The organism is Brachybacterium tyrofermentans (genome assembly GCF_039526165.1).
GTDB lineage: Bacteria > Actinomycetota > Actinomycetes > Actinomycetales > Dermabacteraceae > Brachybacterium > Brachybacterium tyrofermentans.
On the sequence record NZ_BAAAIR010000032.1, the window covers coordinates 114943 to 132850 of the forward strand.

17 protein-coding genes are annotated in these 17908 nt (G+C 70.2%); 11 read left to right on the forward strand and 6 right to left on the reverse strand.

What is annotated here, in order from left to right:
* Positions 1 to 186: 186 nt before the first annotated feature.
* Positions 187 to 2064, forward strand: a complete 1878-nt coding sequence (locus ABD093_RS06405; RefSeq protein ID WP_343923210.1) for a 1-deoxy-D-xylulose-5-phosphate synthase — start codon at positions 187 to 189, stop codon at positions 2062 to 2064.
* A gap of 4 nt (positions 2065 to 2068) precedes the next feature.
* On the opposite strand, the gene map is transcribed toward ABD093_RS06405, so the two are convergent.
* The 5 genes from map to ABD093_RS06430 all read right to left on the reverse strand — a co-directional run bounded on the left by map (position 2069) and on the right by ABD093_RS06430 (position 7140).
* The gene (map, locus tag ABD093_RS06410) at positions 2069 to 2890 is read right to left on the reverse strand and encodes a type I methionyl aminopeptidase (RefSeq protein ID WP_343923212.1); all 822 of its coding nucleotides are present in this window, start codon (positions 2888 to 2890) and stop codon (positions 2069 to 2071) included.
* A complete protein-coding gene (locus tag ABD093_RS06415) occupies positions 2887 to 3966 on the reverse strand; it encodes a COX15/CtaA family protein (RefSeq protein WP_343923214.1) in 1080 nt (359 codons plus the stop codon). The genes map and ABD093_RS06415 overlap by 4 nt, the downstream gene beginning before the upstream one ends.
* 145 nt (positions 3967 to 4111) lie before the next feature.
* Complete coding sequence (locus ABD093_RS06420) at positions 4112 to 4939, reverse strand: ABC transporter permease (protein WP_343923216.1); 828 nt, start codon at positions 4937 to 4939, stop codon at positions 4112 to 4114.
* A complete protein-coding gene (locus ABD093_RS06425) occupies positions 4936 to 5886 on the reverse strand; it encodes an ABC transporter ATP-binding protein (protein WP_343923218.1) in 951 nt (316 codons plus the stop codon). Before ABD093_RS06425 ends, ABD093_RS06420 begins: the two co-directional genes overlap by 4 nt.
* Positions 5887 to 6033: 147 nt before the next feature.
* Positions 6034 to 7140, reverse strand: coding sequence for a glutathione S-transferase family protein (locus ABD093_RS06430; protein WP_343923220.1), 1107 nt, complete (start codon positions 7138 to 7140; stop codon positions 6034 to 6036).
* Positions 7141 to 7405: 265 nt separating this feature from the next.
* Here ABD093_RS06430 and ABD093_RS06435 point away from each other — a divergent pair, with 265 nt between their 5' ends.
* The 6 genes from ABD093_RS06435 (at position 7406) to ABD093_RS06460 (ending at position 12495) form a co-directional block, all read left to right on the forward strand.
* Complete coding sequence (locus ABD093_RS06435) at positions 7406 to 8143, forward strand: helix-turn-helix transcriptional regulator (protein ID WP_193117292.1); 738 nt, start codon at positions 7406 to 7408, stop codon at positions 8141 to 8143.
* The gene (gene sufB / locus ABD093_RS06440) at positions 8140 to 9567 is read left to right on the forward strand and encodes a Fe-S cluster assembly protein SufB (RefSeq protein WP_193117291.1); all 1428 of its coding nucleotides are present in this window, start codon (positions 8140 to 8142) and stop codon (positions 9565 to 9567) included. The genes ABD093_RS06435 and sufB overlap by 4 nt, the downstream gene beginning before the upstream one ends.
* Positions 9567 to 10886, forward strand: a complete 1320-nt coding sequence (gene sufD / locus ABD093_RS06445; protein ID WP_193117290.1) for a Fe-S cluster assembly protein SufD — start codon at positions 9567 to 9569, stop codon at positions 10884 to 10886. Before sufB ends, sufD begins: the two co-directional genes overlap by 1 nt.
* The gene (locus ABD093_RS06450; RefSeq protein WP_193117289.1) at positions 10886 to 11224 is read left to right on the forward strand and encodes a non-heme iron oxygenase ferredoxin subunit; all 339 of its coding nucleotides are present in this window, start codon (positions 10886 to 10888) and stop codon (positions 11222 to 11224) included. The genes sufD and ABD093_RS06450 overlap by 1 nt, the downstream gene beginning before the upstream one ends.
* A 79-nt stretch (positions 11225 to 11303) precedes the next feature.
* Positions 11304 to 12065, forward strand: coding sequence for a Fe-S cluster assembly ATPase SufC (gene sufC / locus ABD093_RS06455; RefSeq protein ID WP_193117288.1), 762 nt, complete (start codon positions 11304 to 11306; stop codon positions 12063 to 12065).
* 97 nt (positions 12066 to 12162) lie between these two features.
* Positions 12163 to 12495, forward strand: coding sequence for a metal-sulfur cluster assembly factor (locus ABD093_RS06460; RefSeq protein ID WP_193117287.1), 333 nt, complete (start codon positions 12163 to 12165; stop codon positions 12493 to 12495).
* A 251-nt stretch (positions 12496 to 12746) separates the two neighbouring features.
* Here the strand turns inward: ABD093_RS06460 and ald are convergent, their stop codons facing one another.
* Positions 12747 to 13862 (reverse strand): alanine dehydrogenase, encoded by a 1116-nt coding sequence (gene ald / locus ABD093_RS06465; protein WP_343923326.1) that lies wholly within the window; start codon positions 13860 to 13862, stop codon positions 12747 to 12749.
* A 316-nt stretch (positions 13863 to 14178) separates the two neighbouring features.
* Here ald and ABD093_RS06470 point away from each other — a divergent pair, with 316 nt between their 5' ends.
* The 4 genes from ABD093_RS06470 (at position 14179) to nusB (ending at position 17714) form a co-directional block, all read left to right on the forward strand.
* Positions 14179 to 15783 (forward strand): ABC-F family ATP-binding cassette domain-containing protein, encoded by a 1605-nt coding sequence (locus tag ABD093_RS06470; protein WP_343923224.1) that lies wholly within the window; start codon positions 14179 to 14181, stop codon positions 15781 to 15783.
* Between the two features lie 150 nt (positions 15784 to 15933).
* On the forward strand, positions 15934 to 16563 hold the full coding sequence (locus tag ABD093_RS06475; RefSeq protein WP_343923226.1) for a MarR family transcriptional regulator: 630 nt from the start codon (positions 15934 to 15936) through the stop codon (positions 16561 to 16563).
* Between the two features lie 75 nt (positions 16564 to 16638).
* A complete protein-coding gene (efp, locus tag ABD093_RS06480; RefSeq protein WP_343923228.1) occupies positions 16639 to 17199 on the forward strand; it encodes an elongation factor P in 561 nt (186 codons plus the stop codon).
* Positions 17196 to 17714: a transcription antitermination factor NusB gene (gene nusB / locus ABD093_RS06485; protein ID WP_343923230.1), complete on the forward strand. Its 519-nt coding sequence runs from the start codon at positions 17196 to 17198 to the stop codon at positions 17712 to 17714. The genes efp and nusB overlap by 4 nt, the downstream gene beginning before the upstream one ends.
* Positions 17715 to 17908: the final 194 nt, after the last annotated feature.

Here is a 17908-nt window from a genome sequence, read left to right on the forward strand (position 1 = left end):
CGAGGCCGCCCGGGAGGCCACGGAATGCACGATTGCGCGACGGCTGTGCACCGTGATGCACACCGTCGACCCGGCCCGTGAATCCCCGGTGAAGATGTGCACAGATGTGACCATGCCGCCCGTCAGCACTGGTCAGAACGACGTACCCTGGTCGAGTCCCGTCCCCAGGCCGATGGAGGATCGCCCGTGTCGACGACCCGAGAGCATCCCGTGCAGGAAGCCTCTGTGCTCCCCTCTGCGGAGATGGGCGGCCCTCGCGCCGTGGAGATCCCGGCGACCCCCGCGGACCTGCGCGCCCTGCCGGCCACGGCCCTGCCGGGTCTCGCCCGCACCCTGAGGCGACGGCTGGTCGAGATCACCTCGCGCAGCGGAGGCCATCTGGGACCGAACCTCGGCGTCGTCGAGCTGACCATCGCCCTGCATCGCGAGATCCGTTCCCCGCACGAGGCGATCGTCTTCGACACCGGCCACCAGGCCTACGTCCACAAGATGCTCACCGGGCGCGCCGACCTCCCCGGGCTCCGCACCGCCGGGGGAGTGTCCGGCTATCCAGACCGCGGGGAATCCGCGCACGACGTGGTCGAGAACTCCCATGCCTCGGGCTCCATCGCCTGGGCCCACGGCATCGACCGGGCGCACCGCCTCGCCGGCGAGGAGGGTGTCTCCGTCGCCGTGATCGGTGACGGCGCTCTGACCGGCGGTGTCGGCCTCGAAGCGCTCAACGTTCTCGCCTCCGACACCGGTTCCCGCACCATCGTGGTGCTCAACGACAACACGCGCTCCTATGCCCCGACCGTCGGCGGTCTCGCCCACCATCTGGAGGAGCTGCGCGAGGGCGTCGTCACCGCGGGCGCCGAGGTGTTCACCTCTCTCGGCCTGACCTACCTCGGCCCGGTCGACGGCCATGACCACGTGGCCCTGGCGCAGGCCCTCGAGCTCGCCCGCGAGGCCGCTGAGGACCCGTCCCGGTCCGGGGTCCTGCTGCACGTGGTGACGCGCAAGGGAGCGGGCTTCGCCCGCGCCGAGGACGATGCGACCGACCATTGGCACGCGACCGGTCCGTTCGAGCTGGAACCGGCCCGTGAGCCGGATGTCGTGCTGCCCGGTGATGCTCCCGTGCGCGCGGAGACTGCGGAGACGTGGACCGCCCGCGTCGGCGCTGCGATCCTCGACGCGGCTCGCGCCGATGACCGGGTGGTCGCCCTCAGCGCGGCGATGGTCGACCCGGTGGGACTGACTCCGCTGCAGCGCGAGATGCCCTCGCGCGTGATCGACGTCGGCATCGCGGAGCAGCTCGCGCTGGACACGGCCTCCGGCCTCTCCCGGGGCGGGGCGAAGCCCATCGTCGGCCTGTATGCGACCTTCCTGAACCGCGCCTTCGATCAGCTGCTGCTGGATGTCGCCCTCCATGGGGAGGACGTCACGATCACCCTGGATCGCGCTGGCGTGACCGGTGACGACGGACCCAGCCATCACGGCATCTGGGATCTCTCCGTGGCGGCGCAGATCCCTGGGCTGCAGGTGTGGGCCCCCCGCGACGCCGCCCGTCTGGATGCGGCGGTCGCCTCAGCCGTGGCCGTCGAGGGCCCCTCGCTGGTGCGCTATCCCAAGGGCGCCTGCCCGCCCGAGGTCCCGGCCCTCGTCGCCGTTCCCGCCGGGGACGTCCTCGCCGGGGACGTCGAAGCTCCGATCGACGTCCTGGTCCTCAGCATCGGTGCTCTGGCCGATCGGGCCGTGGAGGCCGCCCGCGTTGACGACGGCTCACGCAACATCGTGGTGCTGGATCCTGTGCGCGCGCTGCCGATCGCGCCGCCGCTGCTGGACCTCGCCGCCCGGGCGCGGGCGGTCGTGACGCTCGAGGACGGCGTCGGGTCGCGAGGCATCGGGACGGCGATCGCCCAGGCCCTCGGGGAACGAGCCACGGTGAGCGCTCCGACGCCCCCGGTGCGGACCCTCGGCGTGGCCCAGGAGTTCATCCCGCAGGCCAAGCGCGGCGCGATCCTGGCCGATCAGGGGCTGGACGCGGCCGGGATCTCCCGGGCCATCGACGCGATCCTGCAGTAGGGCCTCAGACCTGGGAGCTCCGCGGCGAGGGATCGTCGGACCGTGCGGTGAGGATGATCGGGTCGCCGTCGGTCACCTGCAGCGTGTGCTCGGCATGCGCACCGCGCGAGCCGTCGACGGCCAGCTGCGTCCAGCCGTCGGTCTCATCCACGACCAGATCGGCGGTGGTGGGGATCAGGAAGGGCTCGACCGTGATGAGCTGACCGGCCACGAGCTCGGCGCCGCCGCCGGGGGTGCCGTGGTTCGGGACGAACGGTGCCTCGTGCATGGTCCGGCCCACGCCGTGCCCGCCGAAGCGGTCGTTGATCAGGTACCCCAGGGAATGCGCCTGGTTCATCACCGCGTGCCCGATGTCGCCCACCGTGGCCCCGGCCCGCACCTGGTCGATCCCGGCCCACATCACCTGCTCGGTGTCGCGGATCAGCTGCTGGTCCTCGGAGCGGGGGGTGCCCACGGTGATCGAGAGGCAGGAATCGGCGACCCATCCCTCGACCTCGACCGCGAAGTCGAGGGAGAGCAGGTCGCCGTCGGCGAGCACACGATCGTGGGGGCGGCCGTGCAGCACGCCCTCGTTGACCGAGGTGCAGATGACGTAGCCGAACGGCGACGCCCCGAACACCGGGTGGTAGTCGATGTAGCAGCTCGTCGCCCCGGCCTCGCGGATCAGGCGATGGGCCTCGGCGTCGACCTCCAGGAGGTTCCAGCCGACGTCGACCACCTCCCGCAGGTGCGAGAGCACCGAGGCGACGAAATCGCCGGCGGGGCGGGCCTGGTCGAGGGTGGGCAGGTCGGGTTCCGCGGCGCGGCGGCGTCGTCCCAGGATCATCGTGCGCTCCTCCCAGGAGCAGTGGTCGTGTCGGTTCCGGCGGTGGCCTCGGCGGGCACCGAGCCGTGGAGGTCAGGGCTGGGGGAGTCCCAGGTGTACAGGGAGACGGCAACCCAGGCGATGCCGGCGGCGAACAGGCCGGCACCGAGCATGTGGAAGCCGACGAGCAGCTCGGGCAGGCCCGTGAAGTACTGCGTGTAGCCGATCAGGGCCTGGATCGCGGTGACGCCGACCAGCCCCCAGGCGGCCCGTCGGGCGGGGCGCTGGGCACCGATCAGGTGCAGGGCGATGAGCAGACCGACGAGGAGGCCGCAGAACAGCATCACGGCGTCGGCGTGCAGCCACGAGATCGTGCGGGGATCGAAGGGGAGCCGCTCGGGATGGACGTCGTCGCCCGAGTGCGGCCCGGTGCCGGTGACCAGGGTGCCGAGCACGAGGATCGCGAAGCCGATGACGCCCAGCGCCCAGCTCATCCAGTGCATCGCGGTCGGCACGACGGAGCGCCTGCGCGGGGCATCGCCGTCGTACAGCCGGTACAGGAGCAGCGTGGACAGGGCCACGAGGACGGGGGAGATGAGGAAGTGGGGGCTGACGACGCCCGGGTGGAGGTCCGCCTTGACGACCACCATGCCGACGATCGCCTGCAGCGCCGTCCCGGCCAGCGGGGTGAGGGCGAGCCACCGCATGCCGCGACCCTTGTGCCGCAGCCACAGCAGGGCGATCAGCAGCAGCGCCGCGGCGAAGATGCCGAGCACCCCGGTGAGCGTGCGGTTGCCGAACTCGATGAAGGGATGGATCCCTGATTCCATCGTGAGCTCGGGGGTGAACTGGCCGGGCTCGCAGTTCGGCCAGGTCGAGCAGCCCAGCCCGCTGCTGGTCAGCCGCACCACGCCGCCGGAGACGATGATCCCGATCTGGCAGATGAGGTTCCCCCAGAACACGACTGCCGCGATCCGCGCGCGGGCGGTGGCTGAGAGCCCGAGGGTGCGTTCTCCGGACAGCGACATCCGCCCGACGCGCTCTATCCGGGGGGAGGGGGCCGTCTGCTCGTCGGCGACGGACGGAGAATCGTTCATGGCTCCGAGTGTAGGAACTTCGCCTGGGGTTCCGGTGATCGCGGCGATCCCTTTCACATCTGTGGGCGGAGGAACGTCCGCATGCCGGGGCGCGGAGGCGTCATCGACGGCACGCCGCGCGCTCCCCGCGGTGGTCGTGCGGCTCTCAGACCGAGGTCCAGCGGAACCATCGCGCCACCGCGAGGCTGCCCCCGGCGGCCCAGAGCACGAGCACGATGATCGATCCGCCGGTGACGTCGCCGCCGGCGAGGCAGGCTCGCAGGAGCTCGCCGAGCGCCCCGGAGGGCAGCAGATCGACCAGGCCGTGCAGCAGCCGCGGATAGCTCGAGGTGGGGAAGGCGATGCCGCCGGCGGCGACCAGGATCACGAACACGAGGTTGGAGACGGCGAGCACGGCTTCGGTGCGCAGGAGCCCGGCGACCAGCAGCCCGAGCGATCCGAAGGCGATGGTGCCCATGAGCCACACCGGGACCACGGCGAGCAGCTCGAGGAGATTCGGTCGCCACCCCAGGATCACCGCCAGCAGACCCAGCACGAGCACCTGGACGACGTGCACCAGCAGCGTGGCGAGGATCTTGCCCGCCAGATAGCCGTCGCGCCCCAGCGGAGTGGTCGCCACCCAGCGCAGCACCCCGTTGCGACGGTCGAAGCCGGTCTGGATCGCCTGGGAGGTGAAGGACGTCGAGATCAGCGCGGTGCCCAGGGTCGCGGCGAGCGCGGTCTCGATGGGCTGTGCCCCCTCGAGGCGGCCGATCGGCAGCAGCCGAAGTCCGATCAGCACCATGGCGGGCAGCGCGATCGCCACGAGCAGCTGCTCGCCGTTGGAGAGCAGGATGCGGGCCTCGAGGGCGGTGTGGGCGAGGATGCGGCGGATCCGCGGGGCGGGGGCCGGCGCCGGTCGGCGGGCGGTGGGACGGGCCGGATCGGCGGGAGCGGGCGCGGCGGCTCCCTGCTCGGGCGAGGTCGTGCTCATCGCAACGTTCCTTCCTGCTCGGCGGCGTCCTGGACCTGTGCGAGGGCGTCCTGGCCCGGCTCGGCGGCACGCTGCGGGGCCATGAGGTCCAGCAGCACCGCTTCGAGGTCCGCGGCGCCGGCGCCGGTGATCTCGAGGCGGGCCCCGTGGCGAGCGGCCGCAGCGGCCAGGTCCGCTTCCAGGGCGGGGACGGCGGCAGGATCCACGCCGTGGGCGACCGCCCTCACGGAGACGACTCCCTCATGCTCACGATGAGCGGTGATGACGTCCTGGACCGAGCCGGAGGCGACCGTGCGGCCGCCGGCGATGACGCACACCGCATCGGCGAGGCCGACCACGTCGTCCATCATGTGCGTGGTCAGCACCACGGCGCTGCCGGTGTCCGCGAGGGAGCGGATGAGGTGGCGTACCCGCCGCCGGATGGCGGGGTCCATCCCGGCCGTCGGCTCGTCCAGGAAGATCAGCTCGGGGCGCCCCACGATGGCGAGCGCGAGCGCCAGGCGCTGACGCTGACCGCCGGAGAGGCGACGCACGAGGGTGCCGGCGAAGTCGTCGATGCCGAGGTGCTCGGCGACCTGGTCCACGTCGAGCGGGTCCGCATGCAGGCTCGCGCCGTAGCGCAGCAGCTGCATCGCCCGGGAGCCGGAGGCCAGGCCGCCGTCCTGGATCATCACGCCGACCCGCGCCCGGTGCTCGGGACCGGCGTTCCACGGGTCCCGTCCGAGCACCTCCACGGCGCCGCCGCTCGCCCGCAGCAGCCCGGTCGCGCAGGAGACGGCGGTGGTCTTGCCCGCCCCGTTGGGGCCCAGCAGCGCGGTCACCTGACCGCGGAGCGCAGTGAGCGTGAGGCCGTCGAGGGCGCGGACCGGACCGTAGGAGTGCGTGAGGTCCTCGATGCGCAGCGCCGCCGGGGGAGTGCTCGCAGGAGCGGTGATGTCGTCTGTCATGGCGACCCCATCGTAGGCGCGACCTCCTGGGTGTCGCGCCGCGCCCGCCGGACAGCACGGCGCCCCACCACCGGGACCGGTGGTGGGGCGCGTGGCGTGGCTGGCGTGAGCGGTGCGAGATGGGCGACCGCTCAGCACCGGCTGGGTTCAGCGACCGACGACGTGCAGCGGGGTGTGGGAGGGGTCCACGACCTCGGCCGCGAGCGGGGCCAGGGGAGCGGTGCCCCCATCTCCCCAGGTGTTCGTGGGGAAGCGGTCACGGTCGTGCGCATCCAGCAGGGGCGCCAGGTCCGGGCCCAGCGGCACCACCTGGGTGGGGTTGATGTCGATGTGCACCACGTAGTAGTGCTCCTTGATCTGCTGGAAGTCGACGGTGTCGCCGAAGCCGGGGGTCTGGAACAGGTCCTTGGTGTAGTTCCAGAGATTCGGCATCGATGCGAGCGTCTGCCGGTTCGCCTTGAAGTGACCGTGATAGACGGCGTCGAAGCGGATCAGGGTGGGGAAGAGGCGCACATCGGCCTCGGTGATCGAGGGACCCATCAGATACCGGCTGCGGGAGAGCCGCTCCTCGAGCTCGTCGAGGGCGGACCAGAGCTCGCCGAACTCCCTCTCGTAGTCCTCCTGGCTGCCGGCGAAACCGACCTTGTAGACCCCGTTGTTCACCCGGTGGAGCATCCACGAGTTGAGCGAGTCGATCTCCTCGCGCTGCGCCTCGGGGTAGAGGTCGGGGGCGCCCTCCCGGTGCAGACCCGCCCACTGCGTCGCGAAGTCCAGGGTGATGCGCTGGAAGTCGTTGGTGACGACGGCCTTCGAGGGGATGTCGACGAGGGCCGGGACGGTGATGCCGCGCGGGTAGTCGGGGAAGCGGGCGAAGTAGGCCTGCTGGAGGCGTTCGTAGCCGAGCACGGGGTCGACCCCGCCCTCGTCGAGATCGAAGGTCCAGGAGCGCTTGTCATGGGTGGGGCCGGGCATCCCGACCGAGAGGGCCTCCTCGAGGCCGAGCAGGCGGCGGGAGATCAGGGTCCGGTTCGCCCAGGGGCACGCGCGGGCCGCGATGAGGCGGTAGCGGCCGGGCTCGACCGCCCAGCCGTCGCTGCCGTCCCGCGTGATCCGGTCGGAGATGTAGGACATGTCGCGGTCGAAGGGCTTCCCCTTGTGCACGTAGGACCCCTCGGTCGAGTGCTCCGCGGAGTGGCCTGCGGAGCCTTTCGCGGCGGTGTCCTCGCGGTCGGTGGTGCTGTCCTGCGTGGTCATAAGATTCCTTCCTCGCTCCCGAGGAGCATGTGTCCTGGATGATCCGAGAGTAGTTGAAAGTGATAGCAAATGGAAGAGGTGGTCGACCTGGGTGGGTCGACGTGGACCGGAAGTGCGGCGGAGTGAGCGGGCGGACAGGCCGGTCCCGGGGTGATTTCGCAGGTTAGGGGACCCTTGGTGCCGTGCGGCACACCACCTCGACCGGTATTTGGCAAGCCATCTGTTGTAAAATGAATTCAGGTCGATGGGAGAGGGTGATGCACCGATGACAGTCTCGGATCTGGATCCGGCCGGCCCGCATGCCACGCGGGACCGACTCGTCGAGGCGATCTCTGCGCACGGACCGATCACCGCCCGCCAGCTGGCGGAGCGCTTCGGTCTCACGAGCGCGGCCGTGCGTCGCCACCTCGCGGCCCTCGAGGCCGACGAGGTCATCGCCGAGCACGACATGCCGGTCGCGCACCGCGGACGCGGCCGCCCGAGCAAGGCCTTCGTGCTCACGAAGTTCGCCCACGAGGGCTACACGGGCGGGTACGACGAGCTCGCGGCGATGGCTGTCGCCGAGCTCGCCCGGCTCGGAGGTGACGAGGCGGTGAGCCGCCTCGCCGACCGACGGGTCGCCGACTGGGAGGGGAAGCTCGCCCAGGTGGTCGCCGGCCGCGAGGCGGCGGGGGAGACGGTGACCCTCGTCCGCAAGGTCGAGCTGCTCGCTGAGCTGCTCACATCTCGTGGGTACGCCACCACGGTGCGTCCGCTGCACGTCCCGCTGCCCACTCCGAGCACGCGATCGGGATCCATCCCCCGTACGCTCGTGACGGCGCAGCTGTGCCACGGACGCTGCCCGGTCCTCGACGTCGCCACAGATCATCCCGAGCTGTGCGAGGCCGAGACCCGCGTCATCTCCCGCATCGTCGGAGCCCCGGTCCAGCGCCTCGCCACCCTGGCGCAGGGCGCCCATGCCTGCACGACCCACATTCCGCTCACCGAGGGAAGGACACCATGACGACAGCACCAGAAAAGCTGACACAGGACGAGATCATCGACTCCGTGGGCCAGTACGCCTACGGATGGCACGACGAGGACTCAGCCGGCGCCAGCGCTCGCCGAGGCCTGAGCGAAGAGGTCGTGCGCGACATCTCCGCCCGCAAGGACGAGCCGGAGTGGATGCTCGAGCGCCGCCTCAAGGCCCTCAAGCTCTTCTACAAGAAGCCGCTGCCCACCTGGGGCCCGGATCTGTCCGGCATCGCGTTCGACCACATCAAGTACTTCGTGCGCTCCACCGAGAAGCAGGCCACCTCCTGGGAGGACCTGCCCGCGGACATCAAGGAGACCTACGACCGCCTCGGCATCCCCGAGGCCGAGAAGCAGCGTCTCGTCGCCGGTGTCGCCGCCCAGTACGAGTCCGAGGTCGTCTACCACCAGATCCGCGAGGACCTGGAGGAGCAGGGCGTCGTCTTCCTGGACACCGACTCCGCGCTCAAGGAGTACCCGGAGCTGTTCAAGGAGTACTTCGGCACCGTCATCCCCTCGGGGGACAACACCTTCTCCGCACTGAACACGGCGGTCTGGTCCGGCGGCTCCTTCGTGTACGTCCCCAAGGGCGTTCACGTGGAGATCCCGCTGCAGGCCTACTTCCGGATCAACACCGAGAACATGGGCCAGTTCGAGCGCACCCTGATCATCGCCGACGAGGGCTCCTCGGTGCACTACGTCGAGGGCTGCACGGCGCCGATCTACAAGTCGGACTCGCTGCACTCGGCCGTCGTCGAGATCGTCGTGAAGAAGGACGCCAAGGTCCGCTACACGACCATCCAGAACTGGTCGAACAACGTGTACAACCTGGTCACCAAGCGCACCACGGTCGAGCAGGGCGGCTCCATGGAGTGGGTCGACGGCAACATCGGCTCGAAGGTCACCATGAAGTACCCCGCCGTCTGGCTGATGGGCGAGCACGCCCGCGGCGAGACCCTGTCCATCGCCTTCGCCGGCGAGGGCCAGCAGCAGGACACCGGCTCCAAGATGGTCCACATGGCTCCGCACACCACGAGCTCGATCGTCTCCAAGTCGGTCTCCCGCGGCGGTGGTCGTACCTCGTACCGCGGCCTGGTCCAGGTCATGCCCGGTGCCGAGCACTCGGCATCCACCGTGCTGTGCGATGCGCTGCTGGTGGACCAGATCTCGCGCACGGACACCTACCCCTACGTCGACGTGCGCGTCGACGACGTCCAGATGGGCCACGAGGCCACCGTCTCCAAGGTCTCCGAGGAGCAGCTCTTCTACCTGATGAGCCGCGGCATGACGGAGACCGAGGCGATGGCCATGATCGTGCGCGGGTTCATCGAGCCCATCGCGCGCGAGCTCCCCATGGAGTACGCCCTCGAACTGAACCGCCTGATCGAGCTGCAGATGGAAGGAGCAGTCGGTTGATGACCACCGCAGACCTCAAGGGTGCCGAGACCGTGGGTGACCCCACGGCCAATGAGAACGTCGGCCACGCCGCCGGCGCGGCACCCGTCGCCGCCCAGACCGCGCTCGACGGGGCGGACACCGCCGCTGCGCCCGAGCTCGAGGACGAGGCGCTCGCCCTTCCGGGGGAGAGCTCCCCGGCCCGCGCCGCGCTGAACCGCGGTGCCCGCAGGCGCTCGTTCGAGCTGGGAGACCATCCCCGCCCGAAGAGCGACATCGAGGAGTGGCGCTTCACCCCGCTGCGCCGGTTCGCGCCGCTGTTCGAGGACGCCGCGACCGACGACCGCGAGGGCGATCCGGCACTCACCTACGACGTCACCGTCCCCGAGGGCGCGCCCGACGTCGCCACCCTCGCCCCGGGCGAGGCGCCCCGTGGCACCGTGCTGGTGCCCGAGGACCTCCCCACGGCGGTCGCCTCCGCACGCACCGAGCAGGCTCTCCACCTGGTCGCGCCGAAGAATGCGGCGCTGGAGACCCCGTTCCAGGTCCTGGTGCACGGCAACGGCGCAGACCGCCGCGGCAACGCCCACATCGTGCTCGAGACGAAGGAGTCGTCCTCGGCGACCTTCGTGCTGAACCACACCGGTTCCGCGCAGTACGCGCAGAACGTGGAGATGGTCGTCGGCGACAACTCGCAGATGACCGTCATCACCCTGCAGGACTGGGATGACGACGCGCTGCACATCTCCACGCACCACGCCCGCGTGGGTCGTGACGCGAAGATCAAGCACATCGTGGTCTCGCTCGGCGGCAGCGCCGTGCGCGTCAACGCGATCGGTGAGTTCGCGGCCCCCGGCGGCGAGCTCGAGAACATCGGGCTGTACTTCTCCGACGAGGACCAGTTCCTCGAGCACCGCCTGTTCGTGGACCATGCGGCTCCGAACTGCACCTCCAACGTGGCCTACAAGGGCGCGCTGCAGGGGAAGAAGGCACGCTCCGTGTGGGTCGGCGACGTGCTGATCCGCAAGGAGGCCGAGGGCACCAACACCTATGAGCTCAACCGCAACCTGGTCCTCACCGAGGGTGCACGCGCCGACTCGGTGCCGAACCTGGAGATCGAGACCGGGGAGATCGAGGGGGCTGGCCACGCCGCCGCCACCGGTCGCTTCGACGACGAGCAGCTCTTCTACCTGCGCGCCCGCGGGATCCCCGAGCTCGAGGCCCGTCGCCTGGTCGTGCGCGGCTTCTTCGCCGAGCTGATCCAGCGGATCGACGTCCCGGAGATCCGGGAGCACCTGACCGCGTCCATCGAGTCCGAGCTCGCCCGGAGCATGAACTGATGTCGGACGCCTTCGTCCCCGTCGCCACCCTGGACTCCCTCGCCCCCGGCGAGGCGATCGACGTCGTCGCCGGCGGCGTCGAGATCGCCGTGGTGCGCGCCGAGGACGGCGGCGTCCACGCCCTCGAGGACATCTGCTCGCACGACGAGATCGCGCTGAGCGATGGCGACGTCGAGGGATGCACCATCGAGTGCTGGAAGCACGGCAGCCAGTTCGACCTGGTCACAGGCCGTCCTCTGCAGCTTCCGGCGGTCCTCCCCGTGCGGGTCTTCCCCGTGCGCATCGACGAGAGCAGCGGCGAGATCCTCGTGGATCCGACCGCGGCACCCGCCACCTGAACACTCCGGGCACCGTCCGTCGGCGCCCGTACCCATCACCCACGAATCCACCAGTACCACTGGTCAAGGAGAACAGCCCATGTCGATCCTGGAGATCAAGAACCTCCACGCCACCGTCGAGACCCCTGAAGGCACCAAGGAGATCCTCAAGGGTGTCGACCTCACCATCAAGTCCGGCGAGACCCACGCGATCATGGGGCCCAACGGCTCCGGCAAGTCCACCCTCGCCTACGCGATCGCCGGTCACCCCAAGTACCAGATCACGCAGGGCGAGCTCACGCTCGACGGCGAGGACGTCCTGGAGATGAGCATCGACGAGCGTGCACGCGCCGGGCTCTTCCTCGCCATGCAGTACCCGGTCGAGGTCCCTGGTGTCACGGTGTCGAACTTCCTGCGCACCGCGAAGACCGCGGTCGACGGCCAGGCCCCTGCCCTGCGCACCTGGGTCAAGGACGTCAAGGGCGCGATGACCGACCTTCGCATGGACCCGGTCTTCGCCGAGCGCAACGTCAACGAGGGCTTCTCCGGCGGCGAGAAGAAGCGCCACGAGATCCTCCAGATGCAGCTGCTCAAGCCGGGCATCGCGATCCTCGACGAGACTGACTCCGGTCTCGACGTCGACGCGCTGCGCATCGTCTCCGAAGGCGTGAACCGCGCCAAGGAGGAGACAGAGGTCGGCATCATGCTGATCACGCACTACACCCGCATCCTGCAGTATGTGAAGCCGGACTTCGTCCACGTCTTCGTCAACGGCCAGATCGCGGAGCAGGGCGGCCCCGAGCTGGCCGAGCGCCTCGAGAACGAGGGCTACGACCGCTACCTCGTCGGCTCCGGCAGCTGACCTCCTGCCGGCCCGGCCCGGGAGAGATCCCGGGCCGGGCCGGCACCAACTCACCCGTGGGCCGACACCTCGACCCGCACCTCATCGGGAGGACCCCATGACCGACCAGAAGACCCCGTCGGCGACCGTCAGCTCCGAGGACGTCCTCGAGGCCCTGAAGGACGTGATCGACCCCGAGCTCGGGATCAACGTCGTCGACCTCGGACTCATCTACGGCGTGACGGTCGAGGACGGCAATGCCGTCATCGACATGACGCTGACCTCCGCGGCCTGCCCTCTGACGGAGATGCTCGAGGACCAGACCTTCGCGGTGCTGGACCCGATCACCGAGACGCACCGCATCAACTGGGTGTGGATGCCCCCGTGGGGCATGGAGAAGATCACCGAGGACGGTCGCGAGCAGCTGCGTGCGATCGGCTTCAACCTCTGATCGACTGATCCGGCCTCAGGGCCCTGGCCGCTGCGGTGGCGTGCCCGCCGGAGGGCGAGCGGGCAGCCGCGGCAGCCGCCGGGCAGAGAGATGTCCCGGGAGGACCGATGCGATACGTCGCATCGTTCCTCCCGGGACATGTCCATCTCGGGCGAGCCCGGCGTCGTCGCACAGGGGGTCGGCTCCCGCAGGGTGCGGCCTCCTGCACGGCGCCCGCTCCCGCCCGGAGCCCGCCCCGGGGGAGCGGCGGGTCAGCCGATGATCTGCTCCGCGGAGGCGACGTCGAGGCCGTGCGCCTCACCCGTCCCGGCGTGCGTGAGGGCTCCCTCGTGCGTGTGCAGGCCCTTCGCGAGCGAACCGTCGGCGCGCAGCGCGTCACGCCAGCCGGCATCGGCGATCTTCAGCACGTAGGGGAGCGTGGCATTCGTCAGCGCCGAGGTGGCGGTGACGGGCACGGAGCCCGGCATGTTCGCGACGCAGTAGAACACTGCCTCGTGCACGGCGAACGTCGGGTCGTCGTGCGTGGTGGGGTGGGAGTTCTCGAAGCATCCGCCCTGGTCGATGGCGACATCCACGAGCACCGAGCCCGGCTTCATCGACGCGACCATCTCGTCGGTCACCAGCTTCGGTGCCTTCTTGCCGGGGATCAGCACCGAGCCGATCACCACGTCGGCCTGCTGGATCTTCTCCGTGAGGTCGAGCGTGGTGGAGTAGCGGGTGAGGATGCCGCCGTGGTGCACGGTCGCGATCTGCCCGAGGCGCGAGACGTTGAGGTCCATCACGGTGACCCCCGCATGCAGCCCATGCGCCATCATCGCGGCCTGTTCGCCCACGACGCCGCCGCCGAGGATCAGCACATCCGCCTCGGAGGTGCCGGGCACGCCGCCCATCAGCATGCCGGAGCCGCCCAGCGGGGACATCAGGTGGTACGCCGCGACCTGGGTCGCCAGGCGCCCGGCGATCATGCTCATGGGGGAGAGCAGGGGCAGCGACCGGTCCGGCAGCTGCACCGTCTCATAGGCGACGGCCGTCACCCCCGAGCTGAGCAGCGCCTCCGTGAGGGCTCTGTCGGCGGCGAGGTGCAGGTAGGTCAGCAGCACCTGGCCGCGCCGCATCCGCCCGTACTCGTCCGGGAGCGGCTCCTTGACCTTGACGATCAGCTCCGCCTGCTCCCAGACCTCGTCGGCCGTGGCCAGGATCCGGGCACCTGCCGCCCGGTAGTCGTCATCGCTGATCCGCGCTCCCAGGCCCGCGCTCGCCTCGACCACCACGTCGTGGCCGCGGACTGCGAGCTCATGGACTCCTGCTGCGGTCAGCCCCACCCGGTTCTCGTTGTTCTTGATCTCCCGGGGCACACCTATGCGCATCACGAAGCCTCCTCGCATCGTCGTCCGGCCGCCTCTGCGGCCGCTGGGACCAGCATGTCATCGACCTCGCCGCGATGGTGCCGTGGACGCTCCCCGAGGAGTGACGGACTTGTGAGGGTTCCCGTCGGCGGCGAGGGCCTGATCACGCAGGGCCGCGGCGGACTGTGGTTCACCGCACCGTGCGCCGATAAATCGAGGCCGACGAGGGCCTGCGCACCTAGACTCGATCCGGCCCCGGACCGTTCTGCGTCCGATGACGGCCACCAGCGTCCGCGGTCCCGCCGCCCCCTCTCACCCCACCAAGGAGTCTGATCCTGTGATCACCGTGCACGACCTCGCCATCCGAGTCGGTGCCCGGCTGCTCATGAGCGACGTCTCCTTCCAGATCACCGATGGTGACCGGGTGGGCCTGGTGGGCCGCAACGGGGCCGGGAAGACCACGCTCACGAAGGTCCTCTCCGGCACTCTCCAGCCCGCAGAGGGCTCGGTCGAGGTCACCGGGGAGCTGGGTTACCTCCCCCAGGACACCCACGCCGGTGACGAGGACGAATCGGTGATCACCCGCATCCTCTCCGCCCGCGGCCTCGACGACATCCTGCGCCGGCTGCGCCGGGCCGAGGAGGAGATGGGGGACATGAGCCTGACCGAGGCCAAGCGGGAGAAGGCGATGAACCGCTACCCGCGGCTCTCGGCAGAGCTCGATGCCGTGGGAGGGTACGCCGCGGAGGCCGAGGCCAAGCGGATGGCCTCGAACCTGGGCCTGCCCAACCGCATCCTCGAGCAGGGCCTGGGCACCCTCTCGGGCGGCCAGCGCCGCCGTGTGGAGCTGGCCCGCATCCTCTTCTCCCAGGCCTCCACCATGATCCTGGACGAGCCCACGAACCACCTCGACCACGACTCGATCGTGTGGCTTCGCGAGTACCTCCTGGCCTACCGAGGCGGTCTGATCATCATCAGCCACGACGTCCAGATCGTGGAGTCCGTCGTGAACAAGGTCTTCTACCTCGATGCCAACCGCGCCGAGATCGATATCTACAACATGGGCTGGAAGCTCTATCAGCGCCAGCGCGAGGACGACGAGAAGCGCCGCAAGCGCGAGCGTATGAACGCCGAGAAGAAGGCGTCGACCCTCACCATCCAGGCTGAGAAGATGCGCGCCAAGGCCACCAAGGCCGTCGCCGCGCAGAACATGCTCAAGCGCGCCGAGCGGATGCTCGACGGCCTCGAGAGCGAGCGTCAGCAGGACCGGGTGGCGTCGCTGCGCTTCCCCAAGCCTGCTCCCTGCGGCAAGACCCCGCTGATGGCGCGAGACCTCTCGAAGTCCTACGGCAGCCTCGAGATCTTCACCGGGGTGGACCTCGCGATCGACCGCGGCTCGAAGGTGGTCATCCTGGGCCTGAACGGCGCCGGCAAGACGACTCTGCTGCGCATCCTCGCCGGGGTCGACGCTCCGGATACCGGCGGTCTGCTCCCCGGTCACGGCCTGCGCATCGGCTACTACGCGCAGGAGCACGAGACCCTCGACCTCGAGCGCACCGTGCTGGAGAACATGATGACCGCGGCCCACGAGATCGCCGAGGTCGAGGCCCGCAAGATCCTGGGCTCGTTCCTCTTCACCGGCGACGACGTCCACAAGTCCACCGGGGTGCTCTCAGGCGGGGAGAAGACCCGCCTCGCCCTGGCCACGCTCGTCGTCTCCAGCGCGAACGTGCTGCTGCTGGATGAGCCGACGAACAACCTCGACCCCGCCAGCCGCGAGGAGATCCTCGGGGCGCTCGCAGCCTTCGAGGGCGCCGTGGTCCTGGTCTCCCACGACCCGGGCGCCGTCGCCTCCCTCTCCCCGGAGCGGGTGCTGATGATGCCCGACGCCGTCGAGGACCTGTGGAACGAGGAGTACCAGGAGCTCATCGAGCTCGCCTGACGAGTCCGGACCCGTCCGGTCCGGCGTCTGCGCGCCCTTCCGATATCACCGTCTTTCGACTGTACTGTCATGGACAGCGGATTCGCCCTGAATCCCGCGTGATCCTGACCGCGACGCGCAGCACGCGTCGCGACGAGGCGGTGGCAGTCCATGTACGTCCTCTCCTTCGCCGGGGGCGCCGTGCGCACCTCGCGCGACGGCACCGATCCGGTCCCTGCGATGCTCGAGGCACTCGAGGGCGTGACACTCGCCCTGCCCGCCGAGCGCACCGTCGGCCCCGACCTGCTCGCGCTCGCCTCCCGGGCCGACGCCGCGCTCGACGCGGTGCTGCGCGCCCGCGAAGAGGGTGACTGGCGGATCGGCCTGGGCATCGGAGCGGTCCGACGCCCGCTGCCGGGTTCGGTCCGGGAGATCGAGGGGCCGGCCGTCGTCGCGGCCCAGGAGGCGGTGCAGGCGGCCCGCCGGGAGCGGTCGGCGACCAGCGTCCCGATCCACGTCCGCGCGGCCGACGGCCGGCACCGGGAGACCGCCCAGGACGCCGAGGCCGTGCTGGGGCTGATCGGATGGATCGTGCGCTCGCGCAACCGTGGTCAGTGGCAGGCCGTCCGCGCCCTGCGCGAGGATCCCGGGGCGACCCAGGCCCGGCTCGCCGAGAGCCTGGGCGTGACCCAGCAGACCGTCTCGCGGGCGGTGAAGACGAGCGGCTGGCGCGAGGAGAGCGCCGCGCATCCGCTCGCCTCCCGACTGCTGAGCATGATCGACCTCACGTCCGAGCGCTGAGCGGGTCCGTCGCCCCGGACCGCAGCGATCCGGCACGCTATCCTTGACCCGCCCCGACGACTACCGAGGAGATTCATGGCGACGACGAACGATCTGAAGAACGGGATGGTCCTCGTTCTGGACAAGCAGCTCTGGAGCGTGGTCGACTTCCAGCACGTCAAACCCGGCAAGGGCCCGGCCTTCGTGCGCACCAAGCTCAAGAACGTGATGTCCGGCAAGGGTGTCGACAAGACCTTCAACGCCGGCCTCAAGGTGGAGACCGCGACCGTCGACCGTCGCGACATGCAGTTCTCCTACCTCGACGTGGACATGTACGTGTTCATGGATACCAGCAACTGGGAGCAGACGAACCTCACCGAGGAGATCGTCGGCGACGCCAAGGACTTCATGATCGAGGGCCAGGACGTCGTGGTGGCTTTCCACGACGGCAATGCACTCTTCGTCGAGCTGCCGACCTCCGTGGTCCTGACCATCGAGTTCACCGAGCCCGGGCTGCAGGGCGACCGCTCCAGCGGCGGCACCAAGCCTGCGCGCCTGGAGACCGGTCGCGAGATCCAGGTCCCGCTGTTCCTGGACCAGGGCGACAAGGTCAAGGTCGACACCCGTGGCGGCGAGTACCTCGAGCGCGTGAAGTGACCGATTCCCCCGCCCCTCGGGGCACCGGCCTCCCTCATCCCACGCGGGAGGGCGCGGAGGTCGAGTTCGAACGGACGGTGCCCGCGGGCACCGATCGGCTCCACCGCCGCTCCCGTGATCGCATCCGCGCCCTGGACGTGCTGTTCGAGGCCGATGCGAAGCGGGAGGACGTCCTCGACGTCCTCGCCCAGCGACTGCGCCGCAGCGCGGCACAGAGCCCCCTGCCGGAGTCGGCGCGGGCGCTCGTCGAGCTGTACGCGCCCCATGCCGCGGACATCGACGAGGACCTGGCCACCCATTCCCGGGACTGGCCGCTGCACCGCATGCCCGCGGTGGACCGCGCGATCCTGCGCCTGGGCAGCGCCGAGGTGCTGTACGGCACCGAGGAGACCGCACGGGGCACGCTGATCGGCGAGTACACGAAGATCGCGGAGGTCCTCTCGACGGATGACTCCCCGCGCTTCGTCAACGGACTCCTGCAGCGCCTGGCGGAGGTGCGCGGCCTGCTGTCCTGACCGTTCGGGCCCCGGGGATGTCTCCGGGGCCGGCGGTCCGCGCGGCCGGTGAACAGGGCGCGGCACACGGGAACGGACGCGTCCGGGACCGTGCGGCCGCCGCGCCGTCCGGCAGGTGGTCGCCGCCGCGCCGCCGACGCCCGAGCGGCTATGCTCGGCCTCGCTCGAGAACGAGCATCTGCACCCTTTAACGA

Coding starts and splice junctions, on each gene's coding strand:
- ABD093_RS06430 (WP_343923220.1), bottom strand. CDS start 7,140: ATGACCACGCAGGACAGCACCACCGACCGCGAGGACACCGCCGCGAAA.
- ABD093_RS06415 (WP_343923214.1), bottom strand. CDS start 3,966: ATGAACGATTCTCCGTCCGTCGCCGACGAGCAGACGGCCCCCTCCCCC.
- ABD093_RS06450 (WP_193117289.1), top strand. CDS start 10,886: ATGTCGGACGCCTTCGTCCCCGTCGCCACCCTGGACTCCCTCGCCCCC.
- sufC (WP_193117288.1), top strand. CDS start 11,304: ATGTCGATCCTGGAGATCAAGAACCTCCACGCCACCGTCGAGACCCCT.
- ald (WP_343923326.1), bottom strand. CDS start 13,862: ATGCGCATAGGTGTGCCCCGGGAGATCAAGAACAACGAGAACCGGGTG.
- ABD093_RS06460 (WP_193117287.1), top strand. CDS start 12,163: ATGACCGACCAGAAGACCCCGTCGGCGACCGTCAGCTCCGAGGACGTC.
- map (WP_343923212.1), bottom strand. CDS start 2,890: ATGATCCTGGGACGACGCCGCCGCGCCGCGGAACCCGACCTGCCCACC.
- ABD093_RS06425 (WP_343923218.1), bottom strand. CDS start 5,886: ATGACAGACGACATCACCGCTCCTGCGAGCACTCCCCCGGCGGCGCTG.
- sufD (WP_193117290.1), top strand. CDS start 9,567: ATGACCACCGCAGACCTCAAGGGTGCCGAGACCGTGGGTGACCCCACG.
- efp (WP_343923228.1), top strand. CDS start 16,639: ATGGCGACGACGAACGATCTGAAGAACGGGATGGTCCTCGTTCTGGAC.
- ABD093_RS06475 (WP_343923226.1), top strand. CDS start 15,934: ATGTACGTCCTCTCCTTCGCCGGGGGCGCCGTGCGCACCTCGCGCGAC.
- ABD093_RS06420 (WP_343923216.1), bottom strand. CDS start 4,939: ATGAGCACGACCTCGCCCGAGCAGGGAGCCGCCGCGCCCGCTCCCGCC.
- sufB (WP_193117291.1), top strand. CDS start 8,140: ATGACGACAGCACCAGAAAAGCTGACACAGGACGAGATCATCGACTCC.
- ABD093_RS06435 (WP_193117292.1), top strand. CDS start 7,406: ATGACAGTCTCGGATCTGGATCCGGCCGGCCCGCATGCCACGCGGGAC.